Genomic DNA, 13,834 nt, shown 5'->3' on the forward strand with positions numbered 1-13,834 from the left:
GCGCAAAGCAAACGGGGCGGTGGTGAGCCGCCCCGTTTTGCGTTCAGCAGGGGGGAAGAAGGCGGCGCGTTAGCGCCAGGTGTCGGTACGGGTCAGGCTTCCGCCTGATGGTGTGGTGAATGTGCGATTGCCGCCGCTTTCCCAGACGACGGAGCCGCCATCCTTCTTGATGTACTTGTATTCGACCCACGTGTTTGCAGGTAGTTGAACGGTGCCGCGCCAGCGTGGGTAGGCGCTTGCCGAAAGCGGCACCGCCTGGGCGGTGTTCCAACTCCCCAGTGCGGGAATGTTGCCCACGACATAGACATTTTGCCCCCAATACGTGGTCGCGTACACGTCGAACGTGACCGCAACGCTGTTGCTCACTTTGCTGTTGGCGTGAATGGCGACGGCGCTCATCGGCGGCACCGAGAACGACGCTGTGCCGTCTGCGTTGACCGTGATGGTGTTGCCGGTGCAACTGCTGCCGTTGCGTTCGCCGCTGATCACGTCGCAGTACGTCCCTGCGGGCATGCCTGTCTGCAACGTTTGCGAAAGCCACTTCGACGTGTCGCGGTTGATGACCACAAATCCCAAATCCCCACGCCCGAACGCAATCTGGTTGTAGCCGTCGGTCCACCAATTGCTGACGTAGAACGCCGGCGCTGTCACATTGCGAAATTCAACCATGTTGGCGATGGGACGCCAGCGGTGTTCACACTTCCACTCAGCGCCAAAGCAGTTGAGCGAGCCGTCCGGGTTGTGGACGGGCTTGGTGGTCCCGTCGCTGTACGACGGCGGTCCCTGGTCGCGGTGGGAGAACTCATAACTCGACATAATGCGCGGGTAGCCGTAAGGCCATGCCAGCATGAAGACGTTGGCGAGATCGTACAGCGTGCCGTTCTTGTAGGTCACGACGTCGCCGCCGCCGCCGTGCCCCCGCTGGTTATCGTGGTTATCCACAAAAACCAGGGCTTTATCGCTGGGCATGAACCCCCATGCTTCGCCGAACGAGGAGAGCCACGAGAGTTGTCCATGCAAGAAAACGTTGCCCAGCGAGGTGCTGTAATCGAATTCGGTCACGTCGCCGTTTTGGAAGTATTCGTCGCCCGTGATGGGTTCACCCGCGGCTTCGATAACTTCCTGATAGATGTAGGGCGAGCCGTTCACACGCGCGAGAATGGCGGCAATATCGTTCGTGTTCATGTGCTTGGCGGCGTCAATGCGAAAGCCATCCACGCCAATGCTCACCAGGTCGTTCAGGTACGCGGCAATCGTGTTGCGCACGTATTCCGAACCGGTGTTGAGGTCGGCCAGGTTGACCAGTTCGCAGTTTTGCACCTGGTAGCGGTCACTGTACGACTGAATTTCGTTGCCCGGTGTGCCGCAGTAGTGGAAATCCCACGGCGCATAGTTGGGGTAATCGTAGTGGGTGTAGGTGGAACCCGCCGAGCCGACGCCGCTTTCTTGCCCCGTCATGTGGTTGATGACAGCGTCCACGTACACGTCCACACCGGCGGCGTGGCACCGCTGAACCATGTCAATGAACGCCTGCCGGTCGCCGCTGCGACTGACGAGTTGATACGAGACGGGTTGATACCGTTGCCACCAGGGGTAAGGTCCCCCGTCGGATGAGGTGACGATGGCATGTTCCTGCGGTGGGGAAACTTGCACAGCGGCAAACCCTTTCGGTCCGAGAAACTGCTCACATTCGAGCGCGATGTCTTCCCAACGCCATTCAAACAGGTGTACGGCAACCGTCCGCGTAGGCCCTTGGGCGAACGCAGGGCGCGGCGACGCCCAGAGCCAGAAAGCAACAACCAGGGCGCTGACAACCCAAACAACACGTAGACACGCAAAACGTGGACGTATCATGCCTTCTCTCCTTTGAACCTATTCAGTTGTCCGGCAGTTGATGGAATGGGGGGAAGCAGACGGCGGAAGTGTCGGCCGCAACCAAAAGGGAACGATTTTGAGAGCCAATAGAGAACGTTCCCAAAACGATTATAAAACAAGAGTGTGTCAATTCGATAGTACCACGGTACTACTACAATGTGTTGTTTTCGGGGCGAAAGTCCGCCGGTTTTTTCCCACATGTAAGCGGCATGTTGTCGAAAAATCGCTTTGCTTGTATGCTAGCCCCCCGTAGAAAAACCATGACATCGAGGATTGGCTATGCGCACAGAGGCTCGCATCACCCCGCGAGGGTGTCTTTCCGTGTTGGCGCTTGCTCTGGTTGTGGGGCTTTTTTGCTTTGTGGTTGGGCTGGTTGTTCAACTTGGGTGGCGCACCGCGCGAGCGCCCAAAGTGCGCCCTGAAATGACGGTAACGCCGCTTGGCGTGCCGGACGTGGAAACAGTGGCGACGCTCACGCCCACATCCACGGCTACACCCGAACCAACCGCCACGCCTGAGCCGACCGCCACGCCCACGCCGACGCACACGCCCACGCCAGAGCCTGAGTTCGAGGTTTATGTGGTGCAGTCGGGGGATACGCTGGCTAAGATTGCCCAGGAATTTGGCGTGACGGTGGAAGCCATTCTGGAAGCCAACCCCGAGATTGAAGACCCCAGCCGCATCGTTGTGGGGCAAGAAATTCGCATTCCACGCTAGCCCATGCACGTTCTGCTGATTGAGCCGTACGATATGGGGTCGCATGCGGTGTGGGCGCGGGGCGTCCAGCGGTACAGCGCCCACACCGTGGAGTTGTTGACGCTTCCGGGGCGCTTCTGGAAATGGCGCATGCATGGCGCGGCGGTAACGCTGGCGCCCAACATTCTGGCGCGTGAACGTATGCCCGACCTCATTGTGGCGACGGACATGCTCGATGTCACTACGCTTCTGGCGCTTACCCGTGCACGCACGGCGCAGACCCCCGTGCTGACCTACTTCCACGAGAACCAGCTCACCTACCCGTTTCCCCCCGGCACCAAGCGCGATTTGCACTATGGCTGGATCAATTACGTCTCGGCGCTGGCGTCCAACGCGGTGGCGTTCAATTCCGCCTATCATCGTGATGAATTCTTCGTTGAATTGCCTCGTCTTCTGAAACATTTTCCCGACTACAACAACCTGGAAACCATCGAAGACGTGCGGGCGCGGAGCGTCGTTTTGCATCCCGGGCTTGATTTGGGCTGGATTGACGAACCGGAGCCGCCGGGCGTCGCCGACGACCTTCCGCCGCGCGGGAGCCAGCCGCCGCTCATCCTCTGGAATCAACGTTGGGAATACGACAAGGGACCCGAAACGTTCTTTTGGGCGCTGGACCGCCTTGCGGAGCGTGGTGTGCCGTTTCGGTTGGCGTTGGCGGGGGAAAGTTTCCGCTTGAAGCCGCAGGAGTTTCTGGATGCGCGTGAACGGTTCCGCGACCGGATTGTGCATTTTGGCTACGCTGAAACAGCGCGCTATCGGGCGTTGTTGCGCCGCGCCGACCTGGTGGTGAGCACAGCCATCCACGAATTTTTTGGCCTGGCGGTGATTGAGGCGATTGCGGCGGGGTGTTTCCCGGTGTTGCCGAAGGCGCTGGCGTATCCGGAGTACATTCCGCCGGCGTACAGCGAAGCGGTCTTCTACTCCGACCGTGAGGCGTTGGTGGAAAAATTGGCCGCCTATTTGCAAACAGGCGTGCCGCGTGTGGATGAACCTCTGCGCCGTGCCATGCGGCGCTTCGATTGGCGCACCCAGATTCAGGCATACGATGCACTTTTTGAACGCATCGTTGCCGCAGGTGTGTGAGAACCGCATCGTGCGCGTGGGGGAAGCCGGCAAACGCCTTCTCCCGCGCGCACCATCCGGCTTCACGCTGCGCGGAGCGCCGCCATGAGGGCTTCAAATTCCTCGCGGCAATCGTGACAGCGTTCCAGGTGCGCTTCCACCAGTTTGAGCGCTTCGGGAATGGGTTTCCCAACCAGCACCAGCTCGGCGAAGGTGTCCAGCTGCTCGAAACACTCATCGCACGTCAGCTCGCGTTCTTCTGTGGTGAAAATGCTGCGCACAATGCCGCGTAACGTGTCAGCATGCAAGACAAGCGCCTGCCGGGTGGTTTGTTGGCGCCCACGTATACGGTTCCAAAATTGCGTCCACCAGTTCATACAGCCTCGCTTTTTCCTCTTGCTTCTCTTTGCTTAGAGGGAGCGTTCATGGGGTTTTCTTACGGTGTGCGTTCAAAAAGCTGCATCACTTCTTGCGGGTTGATGCCTTCACGCGCCATAGCCTGCTTGAGCCGCTTGCGGGCGTCGTGCAGAAGTTTGTAGAGCGCGTTGCGGTTGGTGTTCATGCGCCGCGCCACTTCTTCCATCGGCACACCCCGTATAGCGACAAGAACGAGTGCCTTGCGCTGGCGCTCGGTCAACTCATCACGCATAAGCCGCGCGATGGCGTCCAACAGCGATTGCTGGACGGCAACCTCTTCGGGGGTGGCGTTTTCATCGGCGAGCAATTGGGGCGTGAAATCGCCTTCGCTCTGTTCCAGCCACTCATCGAGCGAAACATCTTTCCAACGCCGCCGCCGGAGTTCTGAAAAGGCGACACGCACGGCGATTTTGTGCGCCCATGTGGTGAAACGACTTTCGCCGCGGAATGAATCCAGGTTATCGAGGATGCGCAGAAGCGCTTCTTGCGCAAAATCTTCCAGGTCGGTGTCGCGCAGGTTGCCCGATTGGTCCAATGCAAAGCGCAACCCTCGCAGGAGAACGGCGCGCAAGTCGGCAAGCGCTGCGTCACGGTTGGGACCGCGCAAGTCGGCAAGCCATTCGTCGTTTGACCGTTCGTGAGGCGGCACAGGTTGGCTCCTCTGGTCTGGTGTTTGGTGGTGGCGGGGCAGATGGTAGCAAACATGGGGCGGCGTGACAAACAAAAAGGGGGGCGGTTGCCCCCCAATGGGTGTGCTGCAAGTGGTTAGCGGCGTCGCCAGACGAGCCAACCGCCGGCCAGGGTGAAGAGCCCCGCCAGCGCGCCCGCCAGCAAGAGACGGGTATCCGTGCCTGTGGCGGTGCCGCCAAAGGTTTCCAGCGTGACGGCGGTGGGAGAACCGCAGTTGGTGTTGAATGTGCCGCTATCAGGTGTATTGTCGTCGGGGTCGGTTGTACCGTTATCATAGTAAACAACTGTCGGAACTTGTGACGGGCAGTTGCCAGGGCCAAAGCCCAGGTCGCTTAGTGCAACACTGACTTCAATAACAGGAGTGGTGGCAGAAGTGTTATAGCCTAATGTGCCATTTGAAATTAAATTAAAGCTTCCATCATATACCTCTACTGATGAAGCACCATTTATAAGAATATATCTATCAAAACCACTTTGATTGTTGCAATTGTTATATGTGCTTCCAGTGGTTGTATTATTATCTGTATTAAGGCAAATATACACACGAGTAGGATTAAAACCACTACTCAACCTAGGTGTGCCTTGCGTATCAATCATAAAATACATATTCGTTGTATCATTTGTCCACTTAACTAAATTAATGTCTACGTCATCGCTAATAGTCCCCTCGTTTGCATCAGGCTGCCCAACAGGAATTGATGACCAAGTTGCTTCACGGTCACCATCAACGATGATTGTTGCCGCCCACACCGTTGTTGCCAGTGCCAGCAACAACCCCAGGGCAAAAAAGACCTTCACAAACCGCTTCATACTGCACTCCTTTCTGAATCAACTTGCTTGATGTTTCTTTGACGCAGGTTGGCCTTGTTGTGGGGAAATTATTGCCTGCGTCTACTTATGAGTCTGTTTTCGAGGCCAAATGGTTCAAAATGGCGCCAAAAATAGGAGGAATGTGCTAGTTGCGCATGGGGATGAGACGGCATGCAGGGTTTTGACAAGCGCCCTGTTTGGAAGTACAGTAAGCCATGCTAACCTACGGCAACCTGAAATGTTTCAAGTCGCTTTTTCAAGGCAGGTGCAAAATGGTGAAACAGGACAACATCGTCAATGCCTTTGTTCTTGATGGGAGTTGTGCGCCTGCCGGCTGACCGTTCACTGTGAGGTCAACCGCCGCGGGCGCTGCAAGGTCCGCGGCTTTTTCGTCTCAGACCGCCGCGAGCCTTGAAGAACAGACGCTCGCGGTTTTTTCTTTGCCGCGGGCATGCTGAACAGTCATACAAAGATGAGGAGTTTGGGCTATGACAACAGCAACGTGTGCGCTGGATGTGCAACATGTGCGCAAAGTTTTCGAGAAAGAGAGTGGCCGCCGCTGGCCGTGGCAGCCGAAAAAAGCAGTGGAGCAGGTTGTGGCGCTCAAAGATGTCTCTTTGCGCGTCGCGCCGCGTGAAATCTATGGCATTTTGGGACCCAACGGTTCGGGCAAGTCAACGCTCATTCGGTGTATCTCCACCCTGCTCATTCCCGATGCCGGCACCATTCGCGTCTTTGGGCATGATGTGGTGCGCGAAGAGCGTATCGTCAAGGAACTGATCAACCGCGTTTCGGTGGAAGCGTCGTTTTTCAAGAAGCTTTCACCAATGGAAAACCTGATGTTTGGGGCGCGGCTGTATGGTCTGGACGCCAAAGAGGCGCGGCGTGAAATCATCGAGACGCTGACGCGCCTGGGGCTGGAAAAAGAAGCCATCTTCCGCCCCATGGAAAAGATGTCGCGGGGGATGCAGCAGAAGGTGGCGGTGGCGCGCGCGTTGCTCACGCGCCCCCGTTTGCTCTTGCTCGACGAGCCGACAACCGGGCTGGACCCGCGCTCCAAGCGCGAAGTGCAGGCGTTCGTCTTCGAGTTGCGCGATGTGTATGAGACCACCGTTGTCCTGACGACGCATGACATGCACGAAGCCGAGCGACTGTGCGACCGTATCGCCATCATTGACCGCGGGTGTATCGTCGCGGAGGGCACCCCCGCCGAATTGAAGGCGCTGGTACGCCAGAATGGGCATGAGCCTACGCTGGAAGATGTCTTCATGGCGTTGACGGGGCGCGCCCTGAGTGAAGAGCAAGAAGAGGTCGTGGTGGGAGGTGTGGCATGAATCACGTATTGCGGCGCGAATTAGGCGCCTCATATGCCTTTGTTGAACGCAATTTCAACCTGGTGAAGCGCTATTGGGGCTGGGAAGTCGTCTGGTTGGCGTACAGTATCGCTAACTCGCTGGCGGTGACCTTCATTGGGGCGGGGGCGTCTGAGATTTCGGGGCAGCCCATTGACACCCAGCGCATGGTCATGTACTTGCTGATTGGGACGCTCGTCTGGCATTTCCTGAGCGTTGTGTTCAGCATTGTCTCGGACATGATTGCCTGGGAGCGGTGGGAAGGCACCATCGAATACACGCTGATGGCGCCCATTTCACGCTTCACCCACCTGGTGGGAACCACGCTCTTCTCGCTGGTGTATGGGCTTTTTCACACCGCCATCATCCTCTTCACGGTGGTAGTCTTCTTTGACCTGGATTTGAGCCGTGCGAACATGAGCGCGGCGACCGTGATTCTGGTGTTGGGGAGCGTCTCGTTCATTGGCGTGGGCATTATGGCGGCCATTCTGCCTCTGCTCTTCCCTGAACGGGGAGCGCAGATGACCAACGTGGTGCAGGCGATGCTCTTGCTCGTGTCGGGGATTTACTATCCGGTGAGCGTGTTGCCGGAGTGGATTCAACCGTTTTCGTATCTTTCGCCGGCTACGTATGTGCTGGAGGGCATGCGTCAAGCCATTCTGGAAGGTGCGCCGCTGAGCGCGCTCTGGTCGTCCATCTGGCCTTTGATGGTTGCCGGCGTGGTTTCAGTGCCTTTGGGGGTGCGTCTCTTCATCGTGGCTGAGCGCTACGCCAAACGCGAAGGCCGCCTTTCGCGCGAAGGGTAGCACGTCTGGCGGAAGAACGCCGCCCCGCACCATGCGGGGCGGCGTTTGCGTTCACGGCTCGGGGCTTACGCCTCTTCTTCGTGCGTCGACTCTTCGTGGCGCTCGCGCAACGTGGGGAAGAGAATCACCTCGCGGATACTCTTCTGGTTGGTGAAAATCATGGCGAAACGGTCAATACCGAAACCGATCCCCCCGGCGGGCGGCATGCCGTACATGAGCGCGTTCACAAAATCCTCATCCATGGGGTGCGCTTCGGTATCGCCGGCGGCGCGGTTGGCTTGCTGCGCTTCAAAGCGGCGCTCCTGCTCCACGGGGTCGTTCAATTCGCTGAACGCATTGGCCACTTCCATCCCCGCGATGAAGAGCTCAAAGCGTTCCACGGTGTCGGGGTCGTCGGGTTTTTGCTTGGCGAGCGGTGAAATCTCGCGCGGGTAATCCACAATGAAGGTGGGTTGAATCAAGTGCGGTTCCACGAACTCGCTGAACAATTCATCCACCAGTTTGCCCCAGGTGGGCTTTTCATCCACACGCAAGCCCCGCTGGCGGATGGCGTCGCGCAGGGCGTCGAGCGTGCGCGCGGCGTTGATGTCCACCCCGGTGCGTTCCAGAATGGCGTCGCGCAGGGTGATGCGCGGCCAGGGCGGGGTGAAATCAAGCACATGCTCACCGTAAGGGAGTTGCGCGGTGCCGTGCACATCAAGCGCGACGCGATACCAGAGCTGTTCGGCGAGGTTCATCATGTCGTTGTAGTCGGCATACGCCTGGTAGGCTTCCATGGCGGTGTGTTCGGGGTTGTGCTTGGTGCTGACGCCCTCATTGCGGAAGTTCTTGCCAATTTCGTACACCCGCTCAAAACCGCCCACCAGCAAGCGCTTCAGGTACAATTCAGGAGCGATGCGCAAATAGAGGTCGCGCTTGGCCCAGTTGTGGTGGGTGATGAAGGGTTCAGCTTCCGCCCCGCCATACACCGGTTGCAAGATGGGCGTTTCCACTTCGAGGAAGCCTTGTTCATCCATGAAGCGGCGCACCGCGCGAATCATGCGGCTGCGGGTTTCAAAGATGCGCCGCACGTCGGGATTGCTCATCAAGTCCACGTAGCGGTAGCGATAACGTTGTTCGACGTCGCTCAGCCCGTGCCACTTTTCGGGCGGCGGGTTGAGCGCTTTGGCGAGCATGCGCCACGCCTCAACGCGCACGGTTGGTTCGCCGGTGCGTGTGCGGAACATGACGCCTTCGGCTTCGATGATGTCGCCCAAATCGAGCAGCTTCTTCACGCGCGTGTAGGCGTCCTCGCCCAATGTGTTCAGCTGGAAGAAGAGTTGCACGCGCCCGTCACGGTCTTCGATGTGGGCGAAGGTGACTTTGCCCATGACGCGCAAGGCAACGATGCGCCCCGCGACGATGACGCGCGGCGCTTCGTCTTCGGATGGGGCGTTTTCCAGCGCCTGGATCGCTTCGCGGCTGGTGTGGGTGCGCCGCGTGCGCAGTGGGTACGGGTCAATGCCCTGTTCGCGCAAGCGTTCGGCTTTTTCCAGGCGGTTGCGCTGATATTCGTTGAGCTGGTTGAGATCCACCATAGGTACTCCTTGTGTTCGCCATTGGATGATGTGGGCTCTATTTCACAACAGAATGCTGAAAAGTCAAGGTGGCGCTTGGGTGTAGGATGGTGATTTTGCAGGCGGTGGCTTCGCGATATACTTCCGCCGTCATCTCTGACAACAAAGGAGCAAAGAGCAATGAACAGTGCACGTGTGCGCGCGTTTCTTCCCCTGTTTGCCTGGATTGTGGCGTTGACGGCGATGAGTGGCAGTTTGTATTACAGCGAGGTGCGCGGGTTTATTCCTTGCACGCTCTGCTGGTATCAGCGCATTCTCATGTACCCACTGGTGGCGATTATCCTGGTGGGGATTCTGCGCCGCGATGAGGGACTTCCACTCTACGTGTTGCCGCTTTCGGTGCTGGGGATGTTTGTTTCGACGTACCACTATTTGCTGCAAATTGGGGTGTTGACGGAAACGGGGACGTGCAAGGCGGGGGTGCCCTGCACGGTAAAGTATGTGAACTACTTTGGGTTTGTGACGATTCCGTTCATGGCGCTGACCGCATTTTACTTGATTTCGATGGCGATGGCGGCGTATTGGTTCATGCGCCAACAGGACGTGTAGCCGACGCAGAACATCAGGTTGGGAGTTTGTGGGTAAGATCGGCTGGTACAGCAATTTTGGGGCCGTCTTCCCAATCTTCGGGCTTGTCGCCTTTTGCATTTTTCTTTTTTGTCATTTCTCGAAGTGTAAATGTGAGTTTGCCGGCGAGTTTCGCTTCTTCTGGAACAACAGCAGTGCCCTCAGGAGGAGTTCCATAATCGGCTTCGACTTCGTAATGAACAACTTTGTTTTTGTCTAGCACAAGGTGTTTGACTTTGTCTTCAACTTGTTTTTCCATCGTTGTATTGAGCTGTCCCGAAATTGGCGTCAGGTTGACGTTCGTTCCCGGTCCAAAGACGTGGTGATTAAGCAAGTGCCCACGGACAAAGAAACGTCTGCGGCGCTCTTTATTTTTACCAAGGGCTTCCCAAAGAACGCTTTTTTCGCGTGGCTGACTGCCTGCATGTCCGCCGGGGTTGATACTGAGCGGTTTGGCAACCATCTTTTTGCCCACAACATTGCCGCTTATGCCTAAGTTATCGGTTTCATACTGAATTTTTGATGGTGGACGTGTCTCATCATCAGGGTTCACTTCGGCGAGCGTATGGGCAAGCTCAGTCAGTTTTTGGGAGAGTTGTTCACCGCGCTTTTTGCCCATGCTCTTGTCTTTCTTGCGGTCATCGGCAAGCAGTTTGAATTTGAGAGTGTCAATTTCGGTGACCAGTTTTTGAACACGTTTGACGAGTGTTTCGTCAACGCCTTTCTCACCAAGGACGCCGGCATAGGCGGACAATGTGCGTGGTGTACTCGCCACCATCAATTTGGCGTTTTCGTCTTCGCCCTCAAAGTAGAGCGTATGCTCTTCATCCCCCTGACGGAATTTTTTGCGCGTTTTCCACCACTCGAAAATCGCCGCCACGCCTTCGCGCACGGCGGTTGCCCCGCGTGAAAGCATGTCCAGGAAGGCGCGCCCGCCGGCGATCGCTTTGTCAATGAGCCAGTCAATCGCCGCCTCTACCTTTTCGCGCACTGCGGCAATCAGTTCGGCGATGCGCCGCCCCAGAGAGCCAAATCCAAACTGGTTGGCGAGAAAGCCAATCGCGACGGGGAGCGCTCGCGCCAGCGCATTTTCAACATACGCCGCCCCTTCATCAATCACCCCTCGCGCAATGTTGGCAATGCCCTGGAAGACCGTGTTGATGATTTCCAGCAGGTCGCGCAGGTAGGCCATGAAGGATTGAATGGCGCGGTAGATGGCGATGATGGCGTTGATGATGGGCATGATGCCGCTCACGTCAATCAGGCTGGCAAGCCAGAGCGAGGCTTGTTTGATGATACGGTCGGTAATCCAGCCGATGGCGCTGCTCATGACCATGGTCCACAGGTCGCTCAGTTTCTCTTGCACGAATTCCCACAGTGCTGCAGGTCCTTCTTCAATCAGCCGCCGCACCCACGCCCACACCCCCGTGGCGACGTCTAGCATGCGCCGCAGCCGTTCAACCCGTTCGCGCCCAATTTTGAGCGCCAATCGTTCAAGAACGTTGTCGAGGGTGATGCCCAACACTTCGAGCACGAATGTCAGAATGGAGCGCAGGCTCAAATCTTGCGGTGGGCTGATGCCCGCTTCGGAGAGCGAGCCAAATAGCCAGGTGGTAAAGCCTTGGAGCAGGTGTGTGGTGATGTTCTCAAAAAAGTTGAGGAAGCCGCGCCCAATGGCTTTGACCAGGTTGATGAGGAAGCCGACCGGATTGAGCACGATGTCCGCCCAGGCGACGATGGCGTTGCGCACGATGTTGACCACGAGGTCGGCGGGAATGCCGACAAGGTTCAGCAGTTCCTTGAAAATGAGCCAGGCGGCGCCGAGAATGTCGCCGTCCACAAAAATTTTGATGAGTACACGCTGGACAAACCCAAGCAGACGCCCCCAGATGTCCTTGATTTCGACCAGGGCGCTGAAAAAGGGCACGTGGCTGAGAATGTGGTTGACCACGAAGTCTTTGACAACGTTGCGCACGCATTCGGGAATGAGCCGCCAGAAGGGACCCAAAATGAGGTCGGGCAAGGCGCCAATGACGTCGCTGACGACGGCGACAAGTTTGCGCAGCATGTTCAAGACGGGCTTGACGAAGCCTTTGGCGTATTGAATGGCTTGGGTCAGCCCGTTGAAGAACGCCCCAACCGTCTCGATAGCCCAGTTGGCGAGGGATTGCACGCCTTGTTCAACCCAGCCCAGCAGACCGACAAGCGGACGCAGCCACTCGCTTTCGCGCATGGATTGGAACATGCCGAGCACGGTGCCGGCGATGTCGCCAATTGTGCTTTGCACCCATGCCCCCGCCCGTCCGATGGCGGCGACAATGGCGTTCATGCCGTTGAGAATGGCGGGGAGCAAGCGCTCGCGCAACATATCCTGTTTTTGGGTCATGTCTTCGGGACCGCCCAGCCCGTCATCGGCGTCGGCGGCGTCGTTGCCAAAGGATTCGGCGGTGTCGCGCAAGTTCTGGATGGCGTCCAGCGGCAGGAGGGCTTGCACTTTGGCGATGAAGCCTTGGATGGGCTCCAGCACGGGGGCGAGCGTTTCTTTGATGGCGTCCCATGCTTCGCCGGCTTTCTCCGTGATCCACTGCACCAGCCCGCCCTCGCTTTCACCTTCGCCGGTGCCGCCAAAACCAAGTTGCTCCTTGATCCAGGTCCAGGCGCGCCCGACAGCGTCGCGCACGGGTTCCGTCCACGCCCACAAGTCGCGCCCAATTTGTTGGATCTCGTCCCAAATATCGCCGGCGACGTCACCAATCCACTCCACAAGGGGCGCGCCGAGTTTCTTCCACAGGTCGGCGAAGAAATCCCCCACGGGGGCAAAGAAATCTTTGATGGCGTCCCAGGCGTCGCTTGCCAGGTTTTTGACCACTTCGATGAGGGTGCGCACAGCCCCGAAAAGTGGTTCGCAATCACCGCTGAGCAGCCCGGCCAGAATGGTTTGCATGCTGGTGAAGAGCATGCCGAAAAAGGCAAAGAGCGAGGCGAGCGTACCGCTTTGGTCTTCAATGCCGCCAAACAAGGCGTTGAAAACGGCGCGCACCTTCTCGGTGAGAAAGCCGATGATGCCTTTCTCCATGATTTCGCGCAGAAGCGAAACAAGCGCGTCGGGGGCGACTTTTTCAATGAGCGTCCAAATCATGTCGCCTGTCCATTCGAGCACCTGCCCGGCGGCGTCCACCACCACGCCCAGCGTGTTGTCGTACACCGCGCCGGCGACGCCCGCCACGTCGTCCCAACTGATGCCAAACAAACGCTGAATGACAGGGGGGCGTGTTGGGGGCGGCGCGTGGTCGCGGGGGGCGGCGCCCTGTTGCACCACGTGCGCCGTTTCGTGGGCGAGCAGATGGGCGTCGTGGGGGGATGCGTTGGGACCGAGCCAGATATGCTCGCCGTGTGTAAAGGCGCGCGCGCCGAGGGCGGCGGCTTGCCGGCGGGCGGCGGGGCTGTTGTGAAGGCGCACATGCCGCAAGGAGACGCCAAAGCCGCGTTCGAGGCGGCGGCGGTGGGGGGCGGGCAGGGCTTCGCCGGCGTCGGGGGGGCGGAGTGCGCGTTCGTCCACGGCGAGGGCGGATGTGGGCGCAAGTCGCCATGGTGGGGCGTCGGCGGGGTCAGCGGGGGGTGCAGGCGTAACGGCGGAGAGCCGCCCAGCGGAACGCCCATCGAGGACGCGGGCGGCGGCTTCGTCGGCTTCGCGCTCGTAGGCGTCATGCGCCGGTTGCACGATGGCTATGCGCTGAACAATGCCCAGACTTGGGGGGGCGTTCAGGGTCGCTGCGGGCGTGCGTGGCGCCGGTTGTGTCCCCGCTTCGCGTTGGGCGGCGGGTTTGGGGAGATGTGGGCGGCGGCGTTTGGATTGGGTGGTGCGGGCATGTGTTGGCATGGT

11 protein-coding genes are annotated in these 13,834 nt (G+C 58.4%); 5 read left to right on the forward strand and 6 right to left on the reverse strand.

The window, feature by feature from the left end; translation table 11 throughout:
* Positions 1 to 69: 69 nt before the first annotated feature.
* Positions 70 to 1,854 (reverse strand): carbohydrate-binding module family 20 domain-containing protein, encoded by a 1,785-nt coding sequence (locus SE16_RS02470; protein WP_054493972.1) that lies wholly within the window; start codon positions 1,852 to 1,854, stop codon positions 70 to 72.
* A 300-nt stretch (positions 1,855 to 2,154) separates the two neighbouring features.
* Here SE16_RS02470 and SE16_RS16315 point away from each other — a divergent pair, with 300 nt between their 5' ends.
* Both SE16_RS16315 and SE16_RS02480 read left to right on the forward strand, forming a co-directional pair.
* Positions 2,155 to 2,592: a LysM peptidoglycan-binding domain-containing protein gene (locus SE16_RS16315; protein ID WP_200907447.1), complete on the forward strand. Its 438-nt coding sequence runs from the start codon at positions 2,155 to 2,157 to the stop codon at positions 2,590 to 2,592.
* A 3-nt stretch (positions 2,593 to 2,595) separates the two neighbouring features.
* Positions 2,596 to 3,714 carry a tRNA-queuosine alpha-mannosyltransferase domain-containing protein gene (locus SE16_RS02480; protein ID WP_054493970.1) on the forward strand — a complete coding sequence of 373 codons (1,119 nt, stop codon included), beginning with the start codon at positions 2,596 to 2,598 and terminating at the stop codon, positions 3,712 to 3,714.
* A gap of 62 nt (positions 3,715 to 3,776) precedes the next feature.
* On the opposite strand, the gene SE16_RS02485 is transcribed toward SE16_RS02480, so the two are convergent.
* The 3 genes from SE16_RS02485 to SE16_RS15900 form a co-directional block, all read right to left on the reverse strand.
* Complete coding sequence (locus SE16_RS02485; protein WP_054493969.1) at positions 3,777 to 4,070, reverse strand: anti-sigma factor; 294 nt, start codon at positions 4,068 to 4,070, stop codon at positions 3,777 to 3,779.
* A gap of 59 nt (positions 4,071 to 4,129) precedes the next feature.
* Complete coding sequence (locus tag SE16_RS02490; protein ID WP_054493968.1) at positions 4,130 to 4,759, reverse strand: RNA polymerase sigma factor; 630 nt, start codon at positions 4,757 to 4,759, stop codon at positions 4,130 to 4,132.
* A gap of 116 nt (positions 4,760 to 4,875) precedes the next feature.
* On the reverse strand, positions 4,876 to 5,610 hold the full coding sequence (locus SE16_RS15900) for a hypothetical protein (protein ID WP_161804502.1): 735 nt from the start codon (positions 5,608 to 5,610) through the stop codon (positions 4,876 to 4,878).
* Positions 5,611 to 6,098: 488 nt separating this feature from the next.
* Between SE16_RS15900 and SE16_RS02495 the strand changes: the two genes are divergently transcribed.
* A complete protein-coding gene (locus SE16_RS02495; RefSeq protein ID WP_054493967.1) occupies positions 6,099 to 6,944 on the forward strand; it encodes an ABC transporter ATP-binding protein in 846 nt (281 codons plus the stop codon).
* Positions 6,941 to 7,768 (forward strand): ABC transporter permease, encoded by an 828-nt coding sequence (locus SE16_RS02500; RefSeq protein WP_054493966.1) that lies wholly within the window; start codon positions 6,941 to 6,943, stop codon positions 7,766 to 7,768. The genes SE16_RS02495 and SE16_RS02500 overlap by 4 nt, the downstream gene beginning before the upstream one ends.
* A gap of 65 nt (positions 7,769 to 7,833) precedes the next feature.
* On the opposite strand, the gene lysS is transcribed toward SE16_RS02500, so the two are convergent.
* Positions 7,834 to 9,345 (reverse strand): lysine--tRNA ligase, encoded by a 1,512-nt coding sequence (lysS, locus tag SE16_RS02505; protein WP_054493965.1) that lies wholly within the window; start codon positions 9,343 to 9,345, stop codon positions 7,834 to 7,836.
* Between the two features lie 159 nt (positions 9,346 to 9,504).
* Between lysS and SE16_RS02510 the strand changes: the two genes are divergently transcribed.
* Positions 9,505 to 9,933 (forward strand): disulfide oxidoreductase, encoded by a 429-nt coding sequence (locus SE16_RS02510; RefSeq protein ID WP_054493964.1) that lies wholly within the window; start codon positions 9,505 to 9,507, stop codon positions 9,931 to 9,933.
* Positions 9,934 to 9,946: 13 nt separating this feature from the next.
* Here SE16_RS02510 and SE16_RS02515 read toward each other — a convergent pair whose 3' ends face one another.
* Complete coding sequence (locus tag SE16_RS02515; protein ID WP_060687153.1) at positions 9,947 to 13,831, reverse strand: eCIS core domain-containing protein; 3,885 nt, start codon at positions 13,829 to 13,831, stop codon at positions 9,947 to 9,949.
* Positions 13,832 to 13,834 lie beyond the last annotated feature (3 nt).

This window comes from Ardenticatena maritima (assembly GCF_001306175.1).
GTDB lineage: Bacteria > Chloroflexota > Anaerolineae > Ardenticatenales > Ardenticatenaceae > Ardenticatena > Ardenticatena maritima.

Coding starts and splice junctions, on each gene's coding strand:
- SE16_RS02470 (WP_054493972.1), bottom strand. CDS start 1,854: ATGATACGTCCACGTTTTGCGTGTCTACGTGTTGTTTGGGTTGTCAGC.
- SE16_RS16315 (WP_200907447.1), top strand. CDS start 2,155: ATGCGCACAGAGGCTCGCATCACCCCGCGAGGGTGTCTTTCCGTGTTG.
- SE16_RS02480 (WP_054493970.1), top strand. CDS start 2,596: ATGCACGTTCTGCTGATTGAGCCGTACGATATGGGGTCGCATGCGGTG.
- SE16_RS02485 (WP_054493969.1), bottom strand. CDS start 4,070: ATGAACTGGTGGACGCAATTTTGGAACCGTATACGTGGGCGCCAACAA.
- SE16_RS15900 (WP_161804502.1), bottom strand. CDS start 5,610: ATGAAGCGGTTTGTGAAGGTCTTTTTTGCCCTGGGGTTGTTGCTGGCA.
- SE16_RS02495 (WP_054493967.1), top strand. CDS start 6,099: ATGACAACAGCAACGTGTGCGCTGGATGTGCAACATGTGCGCAAAGTT.
- SE16_RS02500 (WP_054493966.1), top strand. CDS start 6,941: ATGAATCACGTATTGCGGCGCGAATTAGGCGCCTCATATGCCTTTGTT.
- lysS (WP_054493965.1), bottom strand. CDS start 9,345: ATGGTGGATCTCAACCAGCTCAACGAATATCAGCGCAACCGCCTGGAA.
- SE16_RS02510 (WP_054493964.1), top strand. CDS start 9,505: ATGAACAGTGCACGTGTGCGCGCGTTTCTTCCCCTGTTTGCCTGGATT.
- SE16_RS02515 (WP_060687153.1), bottom strand. CDS start 13,831: ATGCCAACACATGCCCGCACCACCCAATCCAAACGCCGCCGCCCACAT.